This window comes from Mycobacterium paraintracellulare (genome assembly GCF_000276825.1).
Taxonomy (GTDB): domain Bacteria; phylum Actinomycetota; class Actinomycetes; order Mycobacteriales; family Mycobacteriaceae; genus Mycobacterium; species Mycobacterium intracellulare.
Window position 1 is genome coordinate 821,984 of the sequence record NC_016948.1, and the last position, 23,047, is coordinate 845,030.

General features: G+C 65.4%; 25 protein-coding genes. 17 read left to right on the forward strand and 8 right to left on the reverse strand.

The window, feature by feature from the left end; genetic code table 11:
- Window positions 1-96 precede the first annotated feature (96 nt).
- Genes OCQ_RS04125 through OCQ_RS04150 form a run of 6 tightly spaced genes read left to right on the forward strand, consistent with a single transcriptional unit; the run spans window position 97 to window position 7,844 of the window.
- Complete coding sequence (locus OCQ_RS04125; RefSeq protein WP_308012930.1) at window positions 97-1,260, forward strand: MCE family protein; 1,164 nt, start codon at window positions 97-99, stop codon at window positions 1,258-1,260.
- Window positions 1,257-2,279 carry an MCE family protein gene (locus tag OCQ_RS04130; RefSeq protein ID WP_014379201.1) on the forward strand — a complete coding sequence of 341 codons (1,023 nt, stop codon included), beginning with the start codon at window positions 1,257-1,259 and terminating at the stop codon, window positions 2,277-2,279. The genes OCQ_RS04125 and OCQ_RS04130 overlap by 4 nt, the downstream gene beginning before the upstream one ends.
- The gene (locus OCQ_RS04135) at window positions 2,279-3,397 is read left to right on the forward strand and encodes an MCE family protein (protein WP_014383867.1); all 1,119 of its coding nucleotides are present in this window, start codon (window positions 2,279-2,281) and stop codon (window positions 3,395-3,397) included. The genes OCQ_RS04130 and OCQ_RS04135 overlap by 1 nt, the downstream gene beginning before the upstream one ends.
- Window positions 3,394-4,821, forward strand: a complete 1,428-nt coding sequence (locus OCQ_RS04140) for an MCE family protein (protein ID WP_009951822.1) — start codon at window positions 3,394-3,396, stop codon at window positions 4,819-4,821. The genes OCQ_RS04135 and OCQ_RS04140 overlap by 4 nt, the downstream gene beginning before the upstream one ends.
- Window positions 4,818-6,104: an MCE family protein gene (locus tag OCQ_RS04145; protein ID WP_014383869.1), complete on the forward strand. Its 1,287-nt coding sequence runs from the start codon at window positions 4,818-4,820 to the stop codon at window positions 6,102-6,104. The genes OCQ_RS04140 and OCQ_RS04145 overlap by 4 nt, the downstream gene beginning before the upstream one ends.
- Window positions 6,105-7,844 (forward strand): MCE family protein, encoded by a 1,740-nt coding sequence (locus tag OCQ_RS04150; protein ID WP_014379204.1) that lies wholly within the window; start codon window positions 6,105-6,107, stop codon window positions 7,842-7,844.
- A 45-nt stretch (window positions 7,845-7,889) separates the two neighbouring features.
- Here OCQ_RS04150 and OCQ_RS04155 read toward each other — a convergent pair whose 3' ends face one another.
- The 3 genes from OCQ_RS04155 to OCQ_RS04165 form a co-directional block, all read right to left on the reverse strand.
- Window positions 7,890-8,411 (reverse strand): Rv2253/PknI dimerization domain-containing protein, encoded by a 522-nt coding sequence (locus OCQ_RS04155; protein ID WP_014383870.1) that lies wholly within the window; start codon window positions 8,409-8,411, stop codon window positions 7,890-7,892.
- A gap of 131 nt (window positions 8,412-8,542) precedes the next feature.
- Window positions 8,543-9,160: a hypothetical protein gene (locus OCQ_RS04160; protein WP_014383871.1), complete on the reverse strand. Its 618-nt coding sequence runs from the start codon at window positions 9,158-9,160 to the stop codon at window positions 8,543-8,545.
- The gene (locus tag OCQ_RS04165; protein WP_036458233.1) at window positions 9,157-9,951 is read right to left on the reverse strand and encodes a hypothetical protein; all 795 of its coding nucleotides are present in this window, start codon (window positions 9,949-9,951) and stop codon (window positions 9,157-9,159) included. The genes OCQ_RS04160 and OCQ_RS04165 overlap by 4 nt, the downstream gene beginning before the upstream one ends.
- Window positions 9,952-10,163: 212 nt before the next feature.
- Between OCQ_RS04165 and OCQ_RS04170 the strand changes: the two genes are divergently transcribed.
- Entirely contained in the window at window positions 10,164-10,553 is a 390-nt protein-coding gene (locus OCQ_RS04170) for a hypothetical protein (RefSeq protein ID WP_014379207.1), read from the forward strand.
- Window positions 10,554-10,558: 5 nt separating this feature from the next.
- On the opposite strand, the gene OCQ_RS04175 is transcribed toward OCQ_RS04170, so the two are convergent.
- Complete coding sequence (locus OCQ_RS04175) at window positions 10,559-11,161, reverse strand: TetR/AcrR family transcriptional regulator (protein WP_009951830.1); 603 nt, start codon at window positions 11,159-11,161, stop codon at window positions 10,559-10,561.
- Window positions 11,162-11,262: 101 nt separating this feature from the next.
- Here OCQ_RS04175 and OCQ_RS04180 point away from each other — a divergent pair, with 101 nt between their 5' ends.
- The 4 genes from OCQ_RS04180 to OCQ_RS04195 are packed head-to-tail and all read left to right on the forward strand — an operon-like array spanning window position 11,263 to window position 13,731.
- The gene (locus OCQ_RS04180) at window positions 11,263-12,048 is read left to right on the forward strand and encodes a hypothetical protein (RefSeq protein ID WP_036458235.1); all 786 of its coding nucleotides are present in this window, start codon (window positions 11,263-11,265) and stop codon (window positions 12,046-12,048) included.
- A complete protein-coding gene (locus OCQ_RS04185; RefSeq protein WP_014379209.1) occupies window positions 12,045-12,860 on the forward strand; it encodes a hypothetical protein in 816 nt (271 codons plus the stop codon). The genes OCQ_RS04180 and OCQ_RS04185 overlap by 4 nt, the downstream gene beginning before the upstream one ends.
- Window positions 12,857-13,447 carry a cytochrome c oxidase subunit 3 gene (locus OCQ_RS04190; protein ID WP_009951833.1) on the forward strand — a complete coding sequence of 197 codons (591 nt, stop codon included), beginning with the start codon at window positions 12,857-12,859 and terminating at the stop codon, window positions 13,445-13,447. Before OCQ_RS04185 ends, OCQ_RS04190 begins: the two co-directional genes overlap by 4 nt.
- On the forward strand, window positions 13,447-13,731 hold the full coding sequence (locus tag OCQ_RS04195; protein ID WP_029383847.1) for a cytochrome C oxidase subunit IV family protein: 285 nt from the start codon (window positions 13,447-13,449) through the stop codon (window positions 13,729-13,731). The genes OCQ_RS04190 and OCQ_RS04195 overlap by 1 nt, the downstream gene beginning before the upstream one ends.
- A 1-nt stretch (window position 13,732) precedes the next feature.
- Here the strand turns inward: OCQ_RS04195 and OCQ_RS04200 are convergent, their stop codons facing one another.
- On the reverse strand, window positions 13,733-15,028 hold the full coding sequence (locus OCQ_RS04200) for a cytochrome P450 (RefSeq protein ID WP_009951837.1): 1,296 nt from the start codon (window positions 15,026-15,028) through the stop codon (window positions 13,733-13,735).
- A gap of 194 nt (window positions 15,029-15,222) precedes the next feature.
- Between OCQ_RS04200 and OCQ_RS04205 the strand changes: the two genes are divergently transcribed.
- Window positions 15,223-15,924, forward strand: coding sequence for a TetR/AcrR family transcriptional regulator (locus OCQ_RS04205; protein WP_014379211.1), 702 nt, complete (start codon window positions 15,223-15,225; stop codon window positions 15,922-15,924).
- Here the strand turns inward: OCQ_RS04205 and OCQ_RS25780 are convergent.
- Both OCQ_RS25780 and OCQ_RS04210 read right to left on the reverse strand, forming a co-directional pair.
- Window positions 15,840-16,205 (reverse strand): hypothetical protein, encoded by a 366-nt coding sequence (locus tag OCQ_RS25780; RefSeq protein WP_009951839.1) that lies wholly within the window; start codon window positions 16,203-16,205, stop codon window positions 15,840-15,842. The genes OCQ_RS04205 and OCQ_RS25780 overlap by 85 nt on opposite strands.
- 71 nt (window positions 16,206-16,276) lie before the next feature.
- The gene (locus tag OCQ_RS04210) at window positions 16,277-17,032 is read right to left on the reverse strand and encodes an enoyl-CoA hydratase/isomerase family protein (protein WP_014379212.1); all 756 of its coding nucleotides are present in this window, start codon (window positions 17,030-17,032) and stop codon (window positions 16,277-16,279) included.
- Between the two features lie 107 nt (window positions 17,033-17,139).
- Here OCQ_RS04210 and OCQ_RS04215 point away from each other — a divergent pair, with 107 nt between their 5' ends.
- The 5 genes from OCQ_RS04215 to OCQ_RS04235 all read left to right on the forward strand — a co-directional run bounded on the left by OCQ_RS04215 (window position 17,140) and on the right by OCQ_RS04235 (window position 21,320).
- The gene (locus OCQ_RS04215) at window positions 17,140-17,559 is read left to right on the forward strand and encodes a lipoprotein LpqH (RefSeq protein ID WP_026071394.1); all 420 of its coding nucleotides are present in this window, start codon (window positions 17,140-17,142) and stop codon (window positions 17,557-17,559) included.
- Window positions 17,560-17,650: 91 nt separating this feature from the next.
- On the forward strand, window positions 17,651-18,841 hold the full coding sequence (locus OCQ_RS04220) for an amidohydrolase family protein (RefSeq protein WP_009951843.1): 1,191 nt from the start codon (window positions 17,651-17,653) through the stop codon (window positions 18,839-18,841).
- Between the two features lie 257 nt (window positions 18,842-19,098).
- Window positions 19,099-20,502 carry a FadD3 family acyl-CoA ligase gene (locus OCQ_RS04225; RefSeq protein ID WP_014383874.1) on the forward strand — a complete coding sequence of 468 codons (1,404 nt, stop codon included), beginning with the start codon at window positions 19,099-19,101 and terminating at the stop codon, window positions 20,500-20,502.
- Complete coding sequence (locus tag OCQ_RS04230; RefSeq protein ID WP_014379215.1) at window positions 20,499-21,125, forward strand: hypothetical protein; 627 nt, start codon at window positions 20,499-20,501, stop codon at window positions 21,123-21,125. Before OCQ_RS04225 ends, OCQ_RS04230 begins: the two co-directional genes overlap by 4 nt.
- 9 nt (window positions 21,126-21,134) lie before the next feature.
- The gene (locus OCQ_RS04235; RefSeq protein ID WP_008253794.1) at window positions 21,135-21,320 is read left to right on the forward strand and encodes a (2Fe-2S)-binding protein; all 186 of its coding nucleotides are present in this window, start codon (window positions 21,135-21,137) and stop codon (window positions 21,318-21,320) included.
- 4 nt (window positions 21,321-21,324) lie between these two features.
- On the opposite strand, the gene OCQ_RS04240 is transcribed toward OCQ_RS04235, so the two are convergent.
- The gene (locus tag OCQ_RS04240; RefSeq protein WP_009951798.1) at window positions 21,325-23,040 is read right to left on the reverse strand and encodes an alpha-keto acid decarboxylase family protein; all 1,716 of its coding nucleotides are present in this window, start codon (window positions 23,038-23,040) and stop codon (window positions 21,325-21,327) included.
- Window positions 23,041-23,047: the final 7 nt, after the last annotated feature.

Genomic DNA, 23,047 nt, shown 5'->3' on the forward strand with positions numbered 1-23,047 from the left:
CCCGGCCCTATCGACCGTTCGGAAACAGCCAGCAGCGCAGCGCCTGTCGCGGCGTCACCCGGTGGCAACTTCGGCGCGCAATCGTATGCGCGCCCCCTGGCCGGTTTGGCGACCGTCGCCGTGGTTGCCGTGATCGTCGCCGTTGCCGTTGGCCTGTTTCGGGGCTCTTTCACCGAAACCGTGCCGGTGACCGTGATTTCGCAACGAGCCGGCCTGGTCATGAACCCGGACGCCAAGGTCAAGATGCGCGGCGTGCAGGTGGGCAAGGTCGCCTCGATCGACCCGCTTCCCAACGGCCAAGCAGCCATCCACTTGGCGATGGACCCGTCCCAGTTGCACTTCATCCCCGGCAACGTGCTCGTCGACATCGCGTCCTCGACGGTGTTCGGCGCCAAGTCCGTCCTGCTCGTAGAACCGGCCGAACCCTCGGCGCAGCGGCTACACAGCGGCCAGACGCTGCAGGGCCAGCACGTCATGGTCGAAATCAACACGGTGTTCCAGCAACTGGTGTCGGTCCTGAGCCACATCGATCCGCCCAAGCTCAACGAGTCGCTGGGTGCGCTGGCACAGGCGTTCAGTGGGCGGGGTCCACAGCTTGGCCAATCGCTGAGCGACCTGGATTCCTTTCTCGCCAGGCTGGAGCCGAGCCTGCCCGCTTTCCGGCATGACCTCGCGGTCTTACCGGTGGTGTCCAACGCCTACGCCGACGCGGCGCCCGACCTGATGAAGACCGCCTCGAACGCGACGCGGATCAGCAAGACGATCGTCGACGAGCAACGCAACCTGGATGCGCTGCTGATCAGCGCGATCGGCCTGGCCGACATCGGCAACGACGTCTTGTCGACGAACCGTCAACCGCTGACGGACGTGGTGCATCTGCTGGCGCCGACCACGGATCTGACCAATGAGTACGCCCCGGCGCTCAACTGTGCGTTCGCCGGGCTCGTACAGATAACGCACGGGGCGCCGTTGTCGGAACCGAGCATCAACATCTCGGCGAGCCTCACGTGGGGCGCAGAACGTTATCGGTATCCGACGAACCTGCCCAAGGTCGCGGCGACGGGCGGCCCGCAATGTGTGGGCCTGCCGAAGCTGCCGTTCAATACCGCCCCGCCGCAGTTGATTGCCGACATCGGCGCCAACCCGGTGAACTACGGAAACCCGCAGCTGTTGCTCAACTTCGACGGGCTGAAGCAGCTGTTGTACGGGCCGATCGCCGGCCCGCCGCGCAACCCCGCCCAGATCGGACAACAGGGATGAGAACGCGCGCAACGCTCATCAAGTTCGCGACCTTTGCGGTCGTGATGGCGGTGCTGACCGCCTTCCTGTTCTTCATCTTCGGCCAGTACCGGACGGGCGCGACGACCGGGTACTCGGCGGTGTTCAACGACGTGTCGCGGCTGAAACCGGGCGAGTCGGTGCGCGTCGCCGGGATTCGCGTCGGCACCGTCGACAGCGTTTCGTTGCGGCCCGACAAAAAAGTCGTGGTGAAGTTCGATGCCGACCGCAACGTCGTCCTCACCGAGGGCAGCAGGGCGGCGGTCCGCTACCTGAACCTGGTGGGCGACCGCTACCTCGAACTGCTCGATGGTCCGGGCTCTCCCAAACGGCTGCCCGCCGGCGGTCAGATTCCCGTCAGCCGCACCGCGCCCGCGCTTGACCTCGACCTCCTCCTCGGCGGACTGAAACCCGTTACGCAGGGGCTGAATCCGCACGATGTCAACGCGTTGACCGCAGGGCTGCTGCAGGTCTTCCAGGGTCAGGGTGGGACGATCGAGTCGCTATTCACCAAGACGACGTCGTTTTCGAACGCCTTGGCCGACAACGATCAAACCGTGCAGCAGCTGATCGACAACCTCAACACGGTGATCGGCACGATCGCCAAGGACGGCAAACAGTTCTCCGGCGCAATCGATCGCCTCGAGCAGCTTGTCAGCGGGCTGTCGAATGACCGCGACACGATCGGGTCCGCGATTGACGCCCTGGACAAGGGAACCGCCTCGCTGGCGGATCTGCTTGCCGAGGCTCGCCCGCCGCTGTCGGGGACCATCGCTCAGCTGAATCGACTGGCACCCATTCTCGACAACGACAAGGACCGCATCGACACCGCAATTCAGAAGGCGCCCAGGAACTACCGCAAGCTGGTTCGACTCGGCGTGAACGGCGCCACCATCCCGTACTACATCTGCCAGTTCGGGCTCCGTGGTACGGATCTCAACGGCAAGACCGTGCGCGCCAATATCTTCAGGTCAGATGCAGGAAGGTGCACGGAACCCTAATGCTCAAGTATCGCGGAGCCGGGCTGGTCAAAGCCGGACTCATCGGCACCGTCCTGGCGGTGATGGTCATCCTGGTGGGGCTGTCGCCCGACCGATTCGTCGCATGGGCGACGATGGTCAGGTACCAGGCGCTTTTCACCGAAGCCGGGGGCCTTGCGGCGGGCAACCCCGTCATCGTGTCGGGGATGAAGGTCGGCACGGTGTCGGATGTGAAGCTGCGCCATGGCGATGCGCTGGTGACGTTCGCGATGAAGGGCAACGTCCTGCTCGGCTCGGAGACCTCCGCGCACGTCCGCACGGGCACGCTGCTGGGCGAGCGGATGCTCGCTGTGGAGTCCGCCGGCAGCGGCACGATGCACCCGATGGCCCTCATCCCCGTCTCGCGCACGTCCTCGCCGTATTCGTTGACCGAAGCGGTCAGCGACCTGACCACCGACACCGCGGGAACCAATACCGCGGCGCTGAATCAGTCGCTGGACACGCTGGCGGCGACGCTGGATCAGATTGCGCCCCAAATGGGCCCGGCCTTCGACGCGCTCACTCGGTTATCGCGCACCCTCAACAGTCGCAACAAGAACCTGGGAGACCTTTTCAAGAGCGCCGGCGACGTCACCGGGGTTCTTTCCGAACGCAGCCAGCAGGTCAACAAGCTCATCCTCAATTCCGACTCCCTGCTCCAAGTCCTGGTGGCGCGGCGTCAAGAGATCGTCGACCTGCTGGCCAACACGTCGGCGGTGGCCAAGCAGCTGACGGCATTGGTGCACGACAACGAAAGCACGTTGGCGCCGACGCTGGAGAGACTGAATTCGGTGACCGCGATGCTGGAAAAGAACCGCGACAACATCGCCAAGTCGCTGGCGGGCCTCAAGAAATTTCAGATCACGGTCGGTGAGGCCATCGCCGGTATGTACGCCTACCAGGCGTTCGCCCCGAACTTCCTTATCCCGCAACTCTTCCAGGAGTTGTTCGACTACCTCTGGGGATTCCGCACCTTCGATACGTCGAAGGGTCCCGGCTTCCCATCGCCGGTGCCTCGGGCGCTGACCCCCTGGCCCTACAACTCCATTCCAATGTGCCCTGGCTGCACGTTGGGCGGACGGGTCGGAGGGTCACAGTGACCTCCTGGACCTCTCGGATCCCGCGCAAGCGGCTCGCGGCCGTGACGGCGGTTGCCTTGGTCGGGCTCCTGCTTGCCGGAGCCGCCGTGGTCGTCCGCAATACGTTCTTCGGGCAGAAGACGATCACGGCCTATTTCACCACCGCCACCGCAATCTATCCCCACGACGAGGTGCGGGTTTCGGGTGTCAAAGTCGGCACCATCAAATCCATTCAGCCGCAGGGCACCCAGGCCAAGATGATCCTCAAGGTCGACCATGACGTGCCGATTCCGGCGGACGCGAAGGCGGTGATCGTCGCCTCGAACCTGGTGTCCGCCCGCTACGTTCAGCTCGCCCCGGCCTATCGAGACAGCGGGCCGGTCATGCGGGACGGCGCGGTCATACCGGTCGAACGGACCGCCGTGCCGGTCGAGTGGGACGAGGTCAAAACCCAGTTGATGCGGCTGGCAACGGATTTGGGACCCAAAAGCGGGGTATCGGGCACATCCGTCGGCCGGTTCATCGACAGCGCCGCCAACGCCCTCGACGGCAACGGCGACAAGCTGCGGCAAACGCTCGGTCAGCTCTCGGGCGTCGGCCGGATCCTCGCCAACGGCAGCGGCAACATCGTCGACATCATCAAAAACCTGCAGACGTTCATCGGCGCGCTGCGCGACAGCAACGTGCAGATCGAGCAGTTCAACGGTCGCCTGGCCACGCTCACCAGCGTCGTCAACGACAGCAAATCCGACCTGGACGCGGCGCTGACCGATCTGTCGACGGCGGTCGGCGAGGTACAGCGCTTCATCGCCGGCACGCGCAACCAGACCAGCGAACAGATCGCCCGATTGGCCGACGTCACGCAGAACCTGGTCGATCACCACCTGGACCTGGAGAACATCCTGCACGCAGCGCCGAACGCGTTCGGCAACTTCTTCAACGACTACAACGCCGACACCGGAACCATCGTCGGAGGATTCGGGCTCATGAACATGTCGAATCCCACATGGGGCGGTCAGGTTCTGTTATCCGTACCCGGCTGCACACAAATCGGCGCCATCGGGAACATCACCTCGGTCGAAACGGGCAAGCTCTGCTCCCTGTTCATTGGTCCTGGATTGCGGCAGACCAGCTGGAATAACTCGCCCCTTCCGCTAAACCCGTTCATATCCAAGTCGATTGACCCGGCGAGGGTTCTCTACACCGAACCGCGCCTGGCACCCGGCGGGGAGGGCCCGAAGCCCACGGCACCCGAGATCCCGCCCGCGGTATCGGCCTACACCGGCCTGCCGGGTGACCCGGTGGGACCGCCGGGGGCGGTGCCACCGGCGCGGATACCGGGCGCGGCGATGCCGCTGCCGCCCCCACCGTCGACACCGGCGCCACCACCGCCGGCGCCGAGTGCCTCGGAGATGCTGTTGCCGACAGACGGGCCGCAACAATGATCGCCCGGGTGGCGGCACGGCGGGTGTTCACCGTCGGCTGTTGCGTGGTGTTGACGGCGACGGGATGCGCGTTCCACGGCCTGAATTCACTACCCCTGCCGGGCGCGGTCGGACGCGGGCCGGGGGCCAACATCTACCACGTCGAACTCCCCAATGTCGGTACGATGGAGTCGAATTCGCCGGTGATGATCAACGACGTCGTGGTCGGCAGTGTCGGCACGATGAGGGTGCATGGCTGGCACGCCGACGTCGAGATCTCCGTCAAGCGCGACGTGGTGGTCCCGGCCAATGTGGTGGCCACCGTCGGTCAGACCAGCCTGCTGGGCTCGATGCATGTGGAGCTCAATACCCCGCTGGGCCAGCAGGGCAGCGGACGGCTGCAACCGGGCGCCACCATCCCGCTGAGCCGGTCCTCGGCCTACCCGTCGACCGAGCAGACGCTGTCATCGCTGGGTGCGGTCGTCAACGGCGGTGGACTGGGTCAGATCGGGGAGGTCATCCACAATTTCTCGGCCGCCCTGTCCGGGCACGAGGGTGCGGTGCGTGACCTGATCACCCGCCTGGACACGTTCGTGGGAACTCTGGACGACCAGCAGGACAACATCATTGCCTCCATCCAGGCGCTGAATCGGCTGTCGGCCACCTTCGCCGACCAGCGCGACGTTGTCACCGACGCGCTGCGCAAGATACCGCCGGCGCTCGAGGTGTTGATCAAGGAGCGGCCGCGTCTGACGGCGGCGCTGGATCACCTCCGCGTGTTCAGCAACACCGCCAACCGGCTGGTCAACGACGCCCAGGCCGACCTGGTGAGGAACCTCAAAAACTTGGAGCCGACCATCAAAGCGCTCGCCGACGTCGGACCGGATTTCGGCGCGGCCATCGCGGCGTCGTTCGTGTTCCCGTTCACCCAGAACTTCGTCGACCGAGCCGTCCGAGGCGACTTCTTCAACCTGCATTTCGATTTCGACCTGACGATCCCAAGGCTCAAGAAGGGATTGTTCCTGGGAACCCACTGGGGGCAACTCGATATGCCGGTGCCGCCGGTGCCCGGCGATCCGTATCGCATGAATTACACGCTCGATCCCCTGCATAACCCGCTGAGGCCACCGTGGGTCGATCCCGACGCGTTGCCGTTGCCCCCGCCACCGCCGGGTGCGGTGCCGGGACCGGGGAACTATGGACCTCGTCCGGGGCCTGCTCCGGCTGAGGCGCCGATGCCTGACGCGAATCTGGGTCAAACGCCACCGCCGGCGGAGGCACCTTCGACGGGAGCGGGTGGATAGATGCTGACGCGCTTCGTTCGAATTCAGCTGGGGATTTTTTTGGTCGCCGGGATCATCGGCGTGGTCGCGATGGTGCTCTTCTACATTCAGGCGCCGACCCTGCTCGGCATCGGCCGGATGACGGTGACGCTGGAGTTGCCGGCCACCGGCGGGCTGTACCGGTTTTCCAACGTGACCTACCGCGGTGTTCAGCTCGGCAAGGTCACCGCGGTGGGTTTGACGCCGACGGGCGCGAAAGCGACGCTGTCGCTGAGCACTTCACCAAAAGTCCCCGCGGACCTGACCGCCGAGGTGCTCAGTGTCTCCGCGGTGGGTGAGCAGTACGTGGACCTGCGGCCCAAAACCAATTCGCCGCCCTACCTGCACGACGGCTCGGTAATCTCCGTGCGCGACACCACGATTCCGCAGCCGGTCGCCCCGATGCTCGAGCAGGTCAATGCCATGGTTCAAAGCATCCCGAAGGCCAAACTCGGCCAATTGCTCGACGAGTCCTTCGAGGGCTTCAACGGCACCGGTTACGACCTGGGCTCACTGATCGATTCCTCGAAGACCCTGTCGCGCGACGCCAACGGCGTCGTCGATCGCACCCGGGCCCTCACCGAAGACACCGGGCCGCTGCTGGATACCCAGGCGCACACCACCGACTCGATCAGAACGTGGGCGCGCAGCTTCGCCGGCATCTCGGATGTGTTGGTGAACAACGATTCCCACTTCCGGACCATCCTGGAGAAGGGTCCGGACACCGCGAACGAAGCATCCCGGCTTCTCGAACAGATCAAGCCGACGCTGCCGGTGTTGCTCGCCAACCTGACCACCATCGGGCAGATCGGCATCACCTACCACCCCTCGATCGAGCAGCTGCTGGTGCTGCTGCCCTCGGGGGTCGCAATCGAGCAGGCCGCTACGGGTGAAAACCACCCCGACGGTAGGGCTTACGGCGACTTCGCGGCCACGGTCGACGATCCGCCGATCTGCACCGTCGGCTTCATGCCGCCCAACACCTGGCGATCCCCGGACGACCTCAGCGACATCGACACACCGGACGGGTTGTATTGCAAACTCCCGCAGGATTCGCCGATCGCGGTTCGCGGTGCCCGCAACTATCCCTGCATGGGTCACCCGGGCAAGCGCGCGCCCACCGTCGAAATCTGCAACAGCGACAAGCCGTACATGCCGCTGGCGATGCGTCAGCACACCACGGGGCCCTACCCATTGGATCCGAACCTGATTTCCCAGGGCGTCCCGCCCGATGACCGGATTACCGTCAACGACAGGATCTTCGGCCCGGTCGAGGGCACGCCGCTGCCCCCGGGGGCGGTGCCTCGCGGCGACGCGGCGGGGCCGCGGGGAGAAAATCCACCGCCGGGCACGGCGGGGGCAGCTGTGCCCCCCATGCCGTCGTCGGGACCAACGCTGGCGCCGATGACGAGAATGTCGGCTGACATCCCGGCTTTTGCGCCGCTCGATGTCGCTGCCCCGGGCGAGCTTCCGACGCCACCGCCGCCACCACCGGTGCCCGCACTAGCGCCTGCACCGCTGGATCAGGTCGACGGTGGACAGCCCCAGGCCGCGCCAAGCTCGTTCGGCGCCAACACATCTAAGCCCGCGCCCTCGGTCGTGGTGGCGAAGTACGATCCGCACACCGGTCGTTACGTCGGGCCGGACGGAAAGTTGTACCAGCAGTCGGATCTCGTCGCTCAGAAGGCGCCCAAGACGTGGAAGGACATGCTCCCCACCTGAATCCACCCGGAGGCGAAGCGCGGGAACGACGTTATGGCCGCCCGGTCAGGACAGCTGGTCCAGGCGCAACGGCATCGCAACATCAAGCCACTGGTTCTGCCCGCAGGCACCGCTGGGGCCGACCGTCTTGTCCTTGCCCGAGAAGACTCGAGACCCGAGTTGCCATCCGCCGTTGTCGTTTACGGGGTAGAAAAAGTAGGTCTGCACTCCGGTGAATGTGGTGCCGTCTTCACACCGTTCCCAGTTCGGCACTTCGCGTCTCACCTTCCACATCTCCCCATCGTTCATGTACAGGGGGGCGGTCCAACCCTGGTCGCTCGTCACCTGACCATGGCATTCCTGGGTTGAGTCGCACGTGGAAGTGATGGTCCATACCTGGTAGACCGTCGGCTCACCCTTGTACTGATCGTTGGTCTGGGCATAATCGCCAATGGACGTGGCCCGGAAAGTTCCGTTGATCGCCACGTCTTCTTTGGTTATTGCCCGGGCCGTGGGGGCAGTGCTCAAACCGCCGAATGCAGTGGCGGCCACCAGCGTTGCGGTGGTGAGTGTTTTGACTGAACGCATCAGGTGCTCCTCGAAGCGCGTAATCCGAGAGTGCCTGTGGCACCTTTCCGCCGTCGGTTGCGGCGTCCTCGAGCGATGACGTTACACCGCTTCGGTCGGCCCGGTAACGGTTAGGACAAGATCCGCTGGGCTCACCCGGCCGGGTCGAATTTCGAGATCAGCCAGGAACCGTCGACTTTTGTCATCGTGACCAGGATGCTGCTCTGCGTCTTCTCGGGATCTTTCTTTTTCACGCTTGCCGTGGTCTGGTCGACGAAAACCAGCACGGTGGCCGAATTGGGATGCAATTCCGAGACCGCGGCCCGAATCACCTTGGCGCTGGCCGTCAGTTGCCCCTTCTGCGCCGTCGGCGCCACCACCTCCTCGGCGAATTTGCTGTAGTAGGTGAGAAAGTCGCCGGTGAGATGGGACTTCGCGTTGTTGAAATCGCGGTTCAAATGCTCGTACGAATACGACAACGCCGCCGTGGCACCATCTGACGCCGCCTGGATTGCCCGGCGCGCCGCCGCGTCGCCGACCTGCTGATCGGGCCGATACAGAAAGAAGTACACGCCGGCAGCGACTCCCACCGCGGCAATGACCATCGTTGTCGCGACCATCGAACGCCACCGTGCCAAATACCGGTGCGCGCGACGCCGAATCGCTGCCAGCCGACCCGAGCGTGCCGGACCCTCGCCGGCGGGTGAAGTTTCCACGTCGTCAACCGGCTTGGCGGTGCCGTTCGGCGACGAGCCATGTTCCTCGGTCATCGCAAGAAATCAACTTTCGACATCTTGAGTTGGCCGTCGTCGCGGTCCATGTTGACGCTGAGCCGAAACAAGGCCGGTGGCGGTTTGGCGTTATCCGGTCCGGTGGGAATGGTTTTCGCTGCCACCAGCACGACGCCGGAATTGTCGCTCAGCGACTCGACGGCGACGGCTTCGATGGTGACCTTGGTGCCGACCTTCGTTTCCTGGGCCTTGTTGACGATCAGGGGCGACAGCACAGATAGCTGGTTCTTCTGGTCGCCCGTCGAGGCATCGATCGAGCGCTGAACATCCTCCCGGGCATGATCGGGGTCAATCGACATCAGTGACGTGACCCCTTGCCGGGCGGCCGCACTGAACTCCGCGGCGAGGTGGCGGTTATGCACCGCGATGCGGTGCTGCCACAGCATGTAGCCGCTCGCGGCGAGCGACGTGGAGGCGAGCACGATGCCGACGCCGGCGGCTATCGTTTTCCGCCCTGGGCGCCGGAGCCACCCCGGACGTCGAAGCCGCCCCAACCGTAGCCGTTTCCGGGTCCACTTGGCGGGGCGCTGCTCGGCATCTTCCGTGTCGTCCGCGCCCGCGGTTTCGGTTGCCCCGCGCAGCTTCAGCAGGCGTGCCAGGGCCGCCTCGGCGCGCGCTTCGGCCTTGGCAACTTCGTCTTCTACGTCCGATTCTGAGGGGGCCGCTACGTCGTCGCTGTCGGCCCCTGCGCTCGACTGTGGTGCGTCAGGATCGACTGCGTCCCTCGGGTCATTACGATCGTCGACGTTAGGTCCCTCCGGGTCGTGCACGGAGAAGCAGCTTATCACTGGAACCTGGGCTCAACGCCGTCGCCGGACGGCCGCCTTCATGGCTCTTACGTGCGGAAATGCGCGCTGGCCGGGGGACGGGGCTTCCATGTGTTCGGGAGGGCCCGGCGCCACCACCGTTCGGTAATGGAGATCTTCTCCAACCAGGAGAATTTTCTTTTCAGGTGTGGCAGAGTAATCGGGTGCGATCAATCGTGCCTCTGGTTGCCGCGTTGCTGGGCGCCGGTGTGGTGGCGGCGCCGCCAGCCTCGGCAGGACCGACCGTCTGCGACTACCCCGCCTGCACCCCGGGCATCATGCCCCATCAGGTTCTCGGCGCGCCGTGTGACAACACCACCTACTACGCCTTCGGTGTCGCCGACGGCTACGTCTCCTTCGCCTCGGAACCCGGACGGTTGATGTTCTGCGGGTCGCCGAGGCGATACCAGCCTCGATGGTTCCGCTCCCCGCCCATGGCTGGGGTCAAGGAAGAAAACGCCGACTGCACGAACTATCTGAACTATGTCGCGCAGGCGCCCGATGGCCTGTTCCTGATCTGTATTGCTCACGACGGCATATCGAGCTGGGTCCGCGCCGACACGTAGCTTCGTCAGTCGCGGGTCTGCCGAGGCAGACCCAGCAGTCGGCGGCTCAGATCGGTAACCCGGTCGAGCAGTGTGTCGTCGTCGATGTCGGCGACCAGCGGATGCATGACCGCGGTGCTCAGCGCGCCGGAGAACATCGCCGCCTCGATCCGGCCGTCGAGGCCCGCATCGCTCAGTAGCACCCGGTACAGGCGGTCCATGAAAAGCTGAAACGGCTTGTGCTCGGCCAGCAGCCGGACGACGACGGGGTCGAATTGCAGCGTGCGTACCAACCGGCGGTCGCGAACGGCCATCTCAATGACGCCCACCAGCAAGGCATCTCGTGCTTGAGGGCCGTCGTCGTAGGCTTCGGCCGCCTCGAGCGCGGGCGCGAGGCGGCCGAGTTCGCGCTCGGTCACGGCGATGACGATCTGCTCTTTGGTGCGGAACTGATGGTAGACAGCAGCTTTCGTGATGCCGACGGCGTCGGCGATCATCTGCAGCGACGTACCGCTGACCCCGTGCGTGGCGATCAGGTCCAAGGCGGCGTCGAGCACGCGCGTCCGGGCCGCGCTGTGCGCGATCAGCCAGAATTGCTCTCCGGCGACCGGCTGGCGTGCTGTTCCCACGCACCGAGACTAGACGACGCTATTGACCGAGGCTAGCCGATCGGCTAGCTTCGCTCACGAGCCGAGCTCGTGCGGTGATCTCGTGCGGGGAAGGAGTACCGATGTCCGACGTCGGACGAAACGATGCAGGCCGTCGACAGCCTGCGCGCACCGCGCCCCGGCGGACGGACGGCGAGGTGATCCTGCTCTGGACGTTGCCGGTGGCGCTGATCCTGTGGATCGCCTCCTTCTTCCTGTTTCCCGGCTTCAACCCGCCGATGTCGCCCACCATGCCGGCGGACCAGGTTGCCGCGTTCTATCGCGATCCGGCCCACCTCCCAGAGATCCGCTACAGCATGATCCTGTTCAACTGGTTCGGCGTGTGCCTGGTCCCGATCCTGGCCCTGATCGTGCTGCAGATCCGCCGCATGGCACATCGGACGCCGATCTTCTCGTACGCGATGCTGGGTTGCGCGGCCGGCGGTCCGACACTGTTTCTCGTCGCCAACGTCTGCTGGTTACTGGCCGCTTTTCGCCCGGAACGCAGCCCGGCGCTGACCCAGCTGCTCAACGACCTGGGCTGGATGACCTTCACCATCCTCGTCCCGTTCCTGATCGGCCAAAGCGTAATCCTGGCCTTGGCAATCTATTTCGACGATCAGCCGCGTCCGGTATTCCGCCACTGGGTGGCCCACTTCAATCTCGTGGTGGCGGCCGCGCTGGTTCCCGCCGCCTTCGTCGGCGTGTCGTTGACCGGCCCGCTGGCCTGGGACGGGCTCTTGTCCTTCTGGGTCAAAAACGTGGCGATCGCCGTCTGGATCGTCGTGACGGGCGTGGTGTTGGGGCAAGCCGTCTACCGGGAGCGCGCCGAGAACGCCAGGCGCGCAGAGGAACTGGTCGGCGCATGAGTGCGGTGATCACACCGCCGTCCGTTCCGGCCACGCCGCCCGCCGGACCCCTGCACCAGCGATTCGCCTGGCACCTGCGCCACAACCCCAAACGCGAACTCTGGTTGGCGTGGTGGACGCTCGTGGTGTTCTACAACATCTTCTTTCCGATGTTCTTCATCGTGGCCCAAGTCCAGCCGCCGCCGCAGCCCACCTGGGATCTGGCGACGCAAGCCCATTGGTTCTCGGAGCGCCACCTCGGCATACCGTTTGGCTTCGGCGTCATCTTCGCCATCAGCGGCATGATCGCGATCAACAACGCCCTCATCGCGTATTCCATGCGGCGCATGTCCGTCAGTCCCGCGTTCGGCTACAGCTATCTGATCATCTACTCGCTCAGCGCGGTTCCCGGCATGCTGCTGCTCAACATCGCGCTCATCGTGGGGACGCTGCGACCCGAGCGAGACCCCGAAGCGCTGGGCTGGCTCTACGACTTCGCGTTCCTGTCTTTCGACGGGACCATGGGGGTGTTCCTGATCGGATCGCTGATCTGGATGGTCGCGATCCTGCTCGACAGGAATCGCGTGTTCCCCAAGTGGTTCGGCTATCTCAACCTGTGCAACGCACTGACCGAGGTCGTCGTGGCTCCGTGCTGGATCTTTCGGCGGGGCATCTTGGCCTGGAACGGCCAGATCGCCTGGTGGCTGGACATGGTGGTGTTCGGCATCTACCAGGTCACGTTCATCGTCATGCTGTTCCAGATGATCCGGCGCGAAGACTTCGGCACCGGGCCGCTGCCCGACCGTCCCCGCAAGGAGGCGGCCACACGATGACGGACCTCGCCGATTCGAACAAGCGCGCCGTGCCGGGCCAGCCGGACATGTGGGCCTTCGTGCTGTTCGAAACGCTGGTCTTCACAGCGTATTTCGGGTTCTACTTGTTCTACCGCGCCCACAATCCCGAGCTCTTCTTGCACTCGCAGGCGCAGCTGGATTTGCGGATCGGGGTCTTCAACACGCTCGTCTTGTTGCTGAGCTCCTGGTCGGTGGCGCGCTGCGTTCAGTCGGCCCGGGCCGGCGCCTACCGGGCGGCGCTCAAGGACGTGTACATCACGGCCGCCTTCGCCGCAATGTTCCTCTTTTTCAAGGTGTTGGAGTGGGCCCGGCTGGTCGGCATCGGGCACGGGTTCGACAGCGACGACTTCTTCACCTATTACTTCTTTCTCACCGGCATCCACTTCGTGCACCTGCTGATCGGCTTCGTCGCGCTCGGCGTCATCGTCTACCAAATCCGCAGGGCGGCGCGAAAAGCGCAGGGGCCCGTCCAAGCCCAGCAACTCGTCGAAACCTGCGCTACCTATTGGCACACCGTTGATTTCCTGTGGGTGCTCATCTTTGCGCTGCTGTACGTGGTGAGGTGATCGCAATCAAATTCAACAAGCGGCTGATGTTCGTATGGCTCGTCCTCTCGGCGCTGACGCTGGCCTACCTATGGATAGATCACTCCGCCGGCGGATTGCTGAAGTCCAGCGCGGTGGTGACGTCGAGCGTCATCGTGATCGCACTCATCAAGGTGCGCATCATTTTTCGCGAGTTCATGGAGGTGCGAAACGCTCCGGTCCTGCTGTGCCGACTCACCGATGCGTGGGTGGCGCTGGTCGGCGCCGTCTTGCTCGGCTGTTACTTCGTCGGCATGCAGGTCTGACTCAGGCCACGGGTGCGACGGCGTCGGCGGTCGTGAACGTCAGGTGCAGCTCGCTCAGACCCCGCAGGATGTACGTCGGCTCGTAGGTGTAACGACGCTCGGTGGCCGGCCCGTGGTGGGCCTCGTTGATTTCGATGTGCGGCATGCGATCCAGGATCCGCTCGATCGACACGCGTCCCTCGACGCGGGCCAGGGGGCCACCGGGGCAGGAGTGCACGCCGCGCGCGAACGCCATGTGTTCGCGGACGTTCTTGCGGCGCAGGTCGAACTCGTGCGGGTTGTCGAATCGGCGCGGGTCGCGGTTGGCGGCGCCCGGCAGGATCATGACCACGGTGCCGGCGGGGATGTCGACTCCGCCGATGCTGGTCGACTTGCGGGCCAGGCGTGAGTCGCTCTTCACCGGGCTGTCCATCCGCAGCGACTCCTCGATGAAGCCCGGAATCAGGCTGCGGTCCTCACGCAGCTGCTGCTGGATGTCCGGCCGATCGCCGAGCACCTGCAGGGCGGCACTGAGCAGTTTGGCCGTGGTTTCCTGGCCGGCGGCGAAGAGGAACGTCGCCGAGCGGACGACCTCGATCACCGGGGGCGTCGAGCCGTCCGGGTACTTCGCTTCGGCGAGGAAGGTCAGGACGTCGCCGCGCGGCTCGCGACGCCGATCCTCGATGTAGTGACAGAACTTGTCGTCGAGCCACTCCAACGGGTTGATGCCGACCGACTCGTGGTCCAGGGCGCCCACCCGCGCGCCAGGACGATCGGCACCCAACACGGTGCGGAACTCCTTGTGGTCCTCCTCCGGCACACCGAGCAGGTCCGCGATCACCAAGGTGGCGAACGGCTTTGAGTATTCGGCGATGAACTCGCACTCACCGAGGCCGAGGAACTCGTCGAGCTGACGGTCGGCGAGGCGCCACATGAACTCCTCGTTCTGCTTGAGTCGGCTCGGGGTCAGCAGCTTGGCGAGCACCGACCGGGCCTTGGTGTGGTCCGGCGGATCCATGGTGACCATGTGCTCGAACATCGGGAACGAACTGCGGTGCGCGTCGATCTGTGCGCTGATGTCGTCGCCTTCGGGGGTGAACGGCAGCGGAGGGAACGGCCCGCCGAGCGCGACGATGTTCGAGAACGTCTCGGGATCCTTGTAGACCTCGCAGGCTTCGTCGTAGCCGGTGATCGCAACGACGCCGTAGTGCGGCAGCCGCAGCACTGGGTTCTGGCTGCGCAGATAGTCGAAGTAAGGGTGCGGATCTGGGACCAGAGACGGATCAGTGAAGAAGTCGATCGACTCGAAGGTGCTCATCGGATTGCGTCTCCCTGGGCTGGGTTTACCGGTGGTATCGGCGGCAAGCGGTACCGCCGCGGTGAATTCGAAATCGGAAATGTGCTGAGCACCTGCTTAGCATGGCGGTAATGTCAGGGTCAAGATCGAGGGTGCCGCGCCACGATACGATCCGTGTGGTCGGCACGGGATGGCACACAGTACGGAGCAGGGACATGACATCTGCCCGCAGGATCGGGGCGCCGGACGCGAAAAATCGCGGGTTGTTGCTCGACGCCGCCGAGCAATTGATGCTCGAAGAGGGCTATGCCGCGGTGACCTCGCGCCGCCTCGCGAACAAGGCGGGGCTGAAGCCTCAGCTCGTGCACTACTACTTCCGCACCATGGAGGAGTTGTTCCTCGAGGTCTTCCGCCGCCGCGCCGAGGAAGCGCTCGACGTGCATGCGCGACTGCTGCAATCGCCGCAGCCGCTGTGGGCGTTGTGGCGGTTCGGCACCGACCCCGCGTTCACCCGGATCTCCATGGAATTCATGGCGCTGGCAAACCACCGCAAGGAGATGCGTGCCGAAATCGCCTATTACGCCCAGCGCCTCCGCGAGGACCAGCGCCAGGCGGTGACGGCCGCGTTGGAGCGGTACGGGGAAGTCAGGGAAGACATGCCGCCGGTGGTGTGGACGGTCCTGATGAGCAGCCTGTCGTGGTTCCTGGTGCTCGAGCAGGCGGTGGGCATTCATGGTGGCCACGCCGAAACCGTGGCACTGGTCGAAAGTTATCTGCGTCGCCTGGAAGGCGAACCGCGCCCCATGGAAGATATCCCGCAAACCTGGGTGGTTCACCAATGCCGCAGCGAGCAGAGCACACCCTTGGGACCGTCCTTGGATACGACGACAGCGCCGTCGACCGCCAAGTCGCAGTGAAGGTTTGGCGTTCCGGGTTCGGTACCGGTGCTTGCCACGACCATCGCATACACGTCGGGTTTTGACAGGTCCAGCTCGTAACTCCACGGCTTGCCCGGTGCGAGGTCGACGTCGACGTGCGGCGTGAACGAGTAAGGGTTGTGGCTGTAGTCGGCGAAAATGGCCGGCTCATGGTCCAGGTAATAGATGCTGGTGTAGATCGGGTTCTGCGTGGAGACCGTGTACTTGACGTGGTGCATGACGAGGTCGTCGGCATGTGCCCGGCCGCTTCCCGCCAGCACACCCGCTGCGACCAAGAGGGAAGCCGACGACAGGACCGACCCGACGCGCATCGCCGTCCTCACTTTGATCGTCATGACGCTCCTCCGGCCGCCGGGCGAGGTTTGCTGTTGCGGGTCATGACCCGTTCCGCAGCCTGCCAGTGCGGGTCGGCAACCCATAACCGTGCAAAGGATGCTATCGCCTCCTCGGGGGAAACTCCGCGGATCACCCGCTTTATCTCGGTCGCCGGGAGGCGGGCGAGCGACCGCGCCACAGAACGCCACCCCTCGTCGGGCGAGTCGAAGACGGCGCGAGGCAACACCTTGTCCACCAGGCCGAGTCGCTCGGCGTCCGCCGCGCTCAGCGCGGTTCCCGAGCCGGCCAACAAGAGTGCCTTGCTCTTTCCGACCAGCGCGGCCAACCGCTCGGCCCCGCCCCACGCGGGCATGATCTCGAGCTGCACCTGGTTGAAGGCGATCTTGATGTCGTCGGCGGCCACCCGGATGTCGGCGGCGACGGCGACCTCGGCACCCCCACCGAAGGCATGACCGTTGAGCGCGGCGACGACGGGAGCGGGGAAGTCCGCCAACTGATCGCAGATGGACCGCATGCGCCGGGCCATCGCCGCCGCGTCTTCTTCGGTCCGCAGCGCGCTCAGTTCCTTGAGGTCACCGCCGGAGACGAAAGCGTGCTCTCCGGCGCCCTTGATCACCAGCGCCTGGGCGCCCGCCGCCGCATCGAGCGCCTTCTCCAGCTGGTCCATGGTGTCCAGGCCGATCGCGTTGCGCGCGTGCGGACGGTCGATGGTGACCACCGCCAGCCCGCCGTCGATCTCCAGGTCCACCATGCGTCATCGCTCCTCGACACCAACCCGATATTGGCATTCTCTTTTCGCGAGAATAACATCATCGCTGCAGGCAAAAGAATTTTCGCTGGGAGGATGGAGGTGACTCGGTGCGGAACCGAACAGTGGCCGCCGGCGCGGTCCTCACCGCTGCCTTGCTCGGGGCATGCACTTCGCATCCACCGACCCACATCTCCAGCACGGCATCAGTGACCGTGAACGGTCACGATCGAACCTTCCACATCGTCAAGTGTGGTCAGGTGCAGTGGACTCGGATGATCGACATCGGCAGCGAATTCTCCGGCGCCAAGGTCGTCGTCGACGAGAACGCGCAGCCGGCGACGACCCAGTCCGTGCGCATCCGGAACGTGGGTGGGTTCAGCGGGATGTACTCGCAGGGCGGCGACGGCAACGCCGACATGAGCATGACCGGCGACAAATTCACCGTCAGCGGCACCGCCAACGGCTACCAGACCGACAAACCCAGTGAACCCGCCGCCGCCACGTTCAAAATCGTCGTGACGTGCTGACATCGCGCCGAACCGGGCTCGGCGGGGCCCACACGTTGCGGTTGGGCACCTGTAGAGAATAGTATTCTCACAAATCAAGAAGGAGGATTCCATGGGCCAGTTGTCCCACAAGGTGGACGTTCCGTTCCCGATCTTCGACGCGGATAACCACCTCTACGAGCCGCCGGAGGCGCTGACCAAGTTCCTGCCTAAGGAGTACAAGGACTACGTCCAGTACGTGCAGGTCAACGGTCGCACCAAGATCGCCATCCGCGGCCAGATCAGCAACTACATTCCCAACCCGACCTTCGAGGTCGTCGCCCGGCCGGGCGCCTGGGAGGAGTACTTCAAGTACGGCAACCCGGACGGCAAGAGCAAGCGTGAGCTGTTCGGCGAGCCGATGCGCGCCATCCCGGCGTTCTTCGAGCCCGGCCCGCGCCTGGAGACGATGAACGAGCTGGGCCTGGACAAGACGCTGATGTTCCCGACGTTGGCCAGCCTCCTGGAGGAGCGTCTGCGTGACGACCCGGTCGCCATCCACGTCCTGGTGCACGCGCTGAACCAGTGGCTGGACGAGGTCTGGGGCTTCAACTACCAGAACCGAATCTTCACCACACCCGTCATCACGTTGCCGATCGTCGAGAAGGCGATCGAGGAGCTGGAGTGGGCGGTCAAGCGTGGCGCTCGCGCCATCCTCATCCGCCCGGCTCCGGTCCCCGGCTTCCGTGGTCCGCGGTCGTTCGCGGTGCCCGAGTTCGACCCGTTCTGGGAGCGGGTCGTCGAGCACGACGTGCTGGTCGGCATGCACTCGTCCGACAGCGGCTACTCCCGGTACACCTCCGAGTGGGACGGTGCCGACCAGGAGATGCTGCCGTTCCAGACCAACGCGATGGGCATCCTCAACGAGTGGCGGCCGATCCAGGACTCGGTGGGGTCGTGGGTGATTCACGGCGCGCTCTACCGGCATCCCAAGCTGAAGGTCGCGATCGTCGAGGCCGGCTCGAAGTGGATGACCCCGCTGCTGGACGGCCTGGCGGAGGTCTTCCGCAAGGCCCCGGAGGCGTTCCCGAGCGACCCGGTCGAGATGGTCAAGAGCCGGATTCACGTCAGCCCGTTCTTCGAGGACGGCATCGACGATCTGGTCAACCTGGTCGGTGTGGACCAGGTGCTCTACGGGTCGGACTGGCCGCACCCGGAGGGGCTGGCGGAGCCGACCTATTACATCGAGGCGCTGTCGCACCTGTCCACTGAAGACCAGGCAAAGATCATGGGCGGCAACCTCGGTCGACTCGTCACGGTGTGAGGCCCGGTCGGCGACGATGCAGAGCGCGCAGCGCGATGAGGAGGAGCTGACCAATCGAGCCCCGGTCGGCGACGATGCAGAGCGCGCAGCGCGATGAGGAGGAGCCGGCCAATCGAGCCCCGGTCGGCGACGATGCAGAGCGCGCAGCGCGATGAGGAGGAGCTGACCAATCGAGCCCCGGTCGGCGACGATGCAGAGCGCGCAGCGCGATGAGGAGGAGCTGACCAATCGAGCCTGAGTGGCGGACCATCCCCGAGATGGTCTTGAGCGCGGCGGACCGCTTCGGCGACGCGGAAGCAGTCGTCGACGGTCCGCTGCGCCTCACCTTCACCGAAGTCGTCGAGCGGATACGCTGTGCGGCAGGCGCTTTCGCGGAACTTGGCATCGACAAGGGCGACCGGGTCGCGATCTGGGCGCCCAACTCGGCCGAGTGGATCATCGCGGCGTTCGGGTTGCTCACGGCCGGCGGCGTGCTTGTCCCGGTCAACACCCGGTTCAAGACCGAGGAAGCCGGCGACATCATCGTCCGCAGCAAGGTGAAGGCCGTCCTGGTCCAAAAGGGCTTTCTGGACCAGGATTACACCGCGCCGGCCGGGACACCGGTCATCGATCTGAAGTCCGACTTCTTGTCCAGCGGTTCGCCCTTCGAGCGGCCGGTCAGCGGCACCGACATCTCCGACATCATCTTCACCTCGGGCACGACGGGCCGCCCCAAGGGGGCGATGCTGAACCACGGCCAAACGCTGCGGATGTACGAGGAGTGGGCGTCGCTTGCGGATCTGCGCGAGGGCGATCGCTACCTGCAGATCAACCCGTACTTCCACACGTTCGGCCTGAAGGCGGGGCTGGTGACGTCCTTCCTGCGCGGCGCGACGATGCTGCCGGTCGCGGTCTTCGACATCGACACCGTGGTGGAACTCATTGAACGCGAACGCATCACGATGCTTCCGGGGCCGCCGACGCTGTACCACTCATTGCTGAGCGTCGGCGACAAGTCCAAGCTGTCGACGCTGCGGGCGGCGGTGACCGGCGCCGCCGACATCCCGGTCGAACTCGTCCGTCGCATCCACGGCGAATTGCCGTTCGAGACGTTGATGACCGGCTACGGACTCACCGAGGCCGGCAACGTGACGCTGTCGCGGCCCGGGGATTCCTTCGAGGATGTCGCCACCACCGCCGGCCTGCCCTGCGACGGAGTCGAGGTGCGCATCGCCGACGACGGCGAAGTGGTGGTCCGCGGCTACGGCGTCATGCAGGGCTACCTCGACGACCCGGCCGCCACGGCCCAGGCGATCGACGCCGAGGGGTGGCTGCACACCGGGGACCTGGGAAGTTTCGACGACGCCGGGCGGCTGCGCATCGTCGGCCGCAAGAAGGACATGTTCATCGTCGGCGGCTTCAACGCCTATCCCGCCGAGATCGAAGGTTTCCTGCTCAACCACCCCGCCGTCGCGCAGGCCGCCGTCATCGGTATCCCCGACGAACGGATGGGCCAGGTGGGCAAGGCGTTCGTGGTCCGCAAGGGCGAGGTCAGCGCCGACGAATTGATCGGCTGGTGCCGCGACCGCATGGCCGGGTTCAAGGTGCCGCGCGCGGTACAGTTCCTTGATTCACTCCCACTCAACGCGACGGGGAAAGTGATGAAGGACCAACTTCGATGAATAACGGCGATATTCATTCGATGGTGATCGCGTCGGACTACCGCGTCCCCGATCCGTCGCGAGTATGGCCGCTGCTGGAACGCAACAAGGCGGCCCTGGCCGACATCGGCGCGCACCACGTGCTCGTCTACACCTCGACCCACGACTACGGCCGGGTCCTGGTGATGATCGGGGTCCACAGCCGTGAGCCGATCGTCGAGCTGCTGCGCTCGCGGGTCTTCTTCGATTGGTTCGACGAAGCCGGTGTCGACGACATCCCCGCGGTGTTCGCCGGCGAGATCATCGACCGGTTCATTGCCCAGCCGCCGCAAACCCCGGCAGCGCCGGGCGTCGTGGTGGCCGCCATCGCGTCGGTCAACGACGTGACCCTGCTGACCTCCGAAGTCAGCACGGCGATCGACAGGTTCACCACGGCCGGCATCCGAAAGACCTGGGTGTTCCAGGCTTTCGACGACGACCACGAGGTGCTGATCCTGCAGGAGTTCCCCGACGAAGAACGCGCGCGAGAGTGGATCGACCACCCGGACGCCGCGGCGCAGTGGATGTCGGGAGCGGGCATCGGCGCCTACCCCCCGCTGTTCGTCGGCCGGTTCTCCGACATGATGCGCATCGAGGCGGACTGAGGTTCGCCGGTGTTCGTGTGCCTGTGTAACGGGGTCACCAGCCAGACCGTGACCGAGGCCGTCGAGTGCGGGGCGTCGACCACCAACGAAGTCGCCCAGGCGTGCGGAGCGGGCACCGACTGCGGTCGCTGCCGGCGGACGGTGCAAGCCATCCTGCGATCATCGTCCCCGGAGCGGACGCCGAATCCGCGCTAGAACTTCAGCGGCGCGGACTGCCGTCCGGTGACGTCGGTTGCACGAGTTCGACCAGCAGGTGGGGAATCTCGAGCCGCGGCAGCACCACCTCGACGAAAACCATGCGGTCTTTGTGTTCGGCGGCGGCGGTCAGCGCGTCGTCGAGCTCCCCGTAGGTCTGGACCCGGAACGCCAGGTGGTCGGTGACGCCCAGCGCGTGCGGGACGTCCGTCCACTTCCAACTGACGATGTCGTTGTAGGGCGCTGTCTCGCCGTGGATGGCGCGCTCGACGGTGTAGCCGTCGTTGTTGACCACCACGATGACGGGGGAGAGCCCCTCGCGTGAGAAGGTGCCGAGCTCCTGGACGGTCAGTTGCGCGGCGCCGTCCCCGATCAGCAACACCGTGCGGCGGTCGGGATGCGCGACGGCGGCCCCCAGCGCGGCGGGCAACGTGTAACCGATTGAGCCCCAAAGAGGTTGGCCGATGAAGGTGACACCGTGCGGCAGCCGGTGATCGGCCATGCCGTAGAAGGAGGTGCCCTGGTCGGCCAGCACCACGTTGCCCGGTGTGAGGGCCCGGCAAACCCGATCCCACAGCATTTTTTGGGTCAGGGGTTGATCGCGGGGCGGGGGCGGCGGGAGCGGTGCGGCCGGCGGCGACGCCACCGGTGGCGACGCGGTCCCGCGACGGGCCAGGATGGTGGCCAGCGCCTCGAGCGCGGCGCCCATCTCCAACGGCGCGAAGACTTCTCCGGCGACGCTGCTTTGGTATTGCCCGACGTCGATGGTCCGGGCCGGGTCGATCCGCTGGCTGAAGAAGCCGCTCACCATGTCGGTGAACACCACCCCGGCGGTGACCAGCACGGGTGCCTCTTCGATCGCGGTGCGCACCGCCGGCGCGCTGGCCGATCCCGCGTAGATCCCCAGGAAATTCGGTGAGCTCTCGTCGAGCAGGCTCTTCCCCCACATCAGCGTGGCGTGCGGCACGACGTCCGCGGCCAACAACGCCTCGAGTTCTTTGATCGCCTGCAGGCGGTGGACCAGCAGGTCGGCGAGGACGGTCAACCGGTGGCCGCCGATGAGCTCGGTCGCGGCCTCGACGAACATCGCCAGCGCGCGCGGGCTGGTGCCGCCGCTGTAGCGGGGCAGCGGAGCTTCGGGCGGCTCGGTGGGGAAGCGGGCCACGTCGGTGGACAGCAGGATGTATCCGGGTCGCTTCTGCTCGCGCACCTCGCACAACACCCGGTCGATCTCCCGGCGGGCCGTTGCGGGCATGAGATTGGCCTGGGCGCAGGTGATTTCGCGGCTGACCCGGAAGAAGTGTTCGAAGTCCCCGTCGCCGAGGGAGTGGTGCAGCGCCCGGCGGGTGCCCTGCGCGTCCTTGGACGGGCCGCCGACGATGTGCACGACGGGCACCTGCTCGGCGTAACTGCCCGCGATCGCGTTGGCCGCGGACAGCTCACCGACGCCGAATGTCGTTACCAACGCCGACATTCCGCGCAGCCGTCCATACCCGTCGGCGGCGTAGCCGGCGTTCAGCTCGTTGGCGTTGCCGACCCAGCGCAGGCTGGGGTGGGCGATGATGTGGTCGAGGAACTCCAGGTTGTAATCACCGGGAACGCCGAAGATCTCGGACACGCCGAGTTCGGCGAGACGGTCCAACAGGTAGTCACCGACGGTGTAAGCGGGATCGGTCGCGGCATCAGTCACAGGCACGACGGTACGCTCGGCCGAATCCATTCCGGGC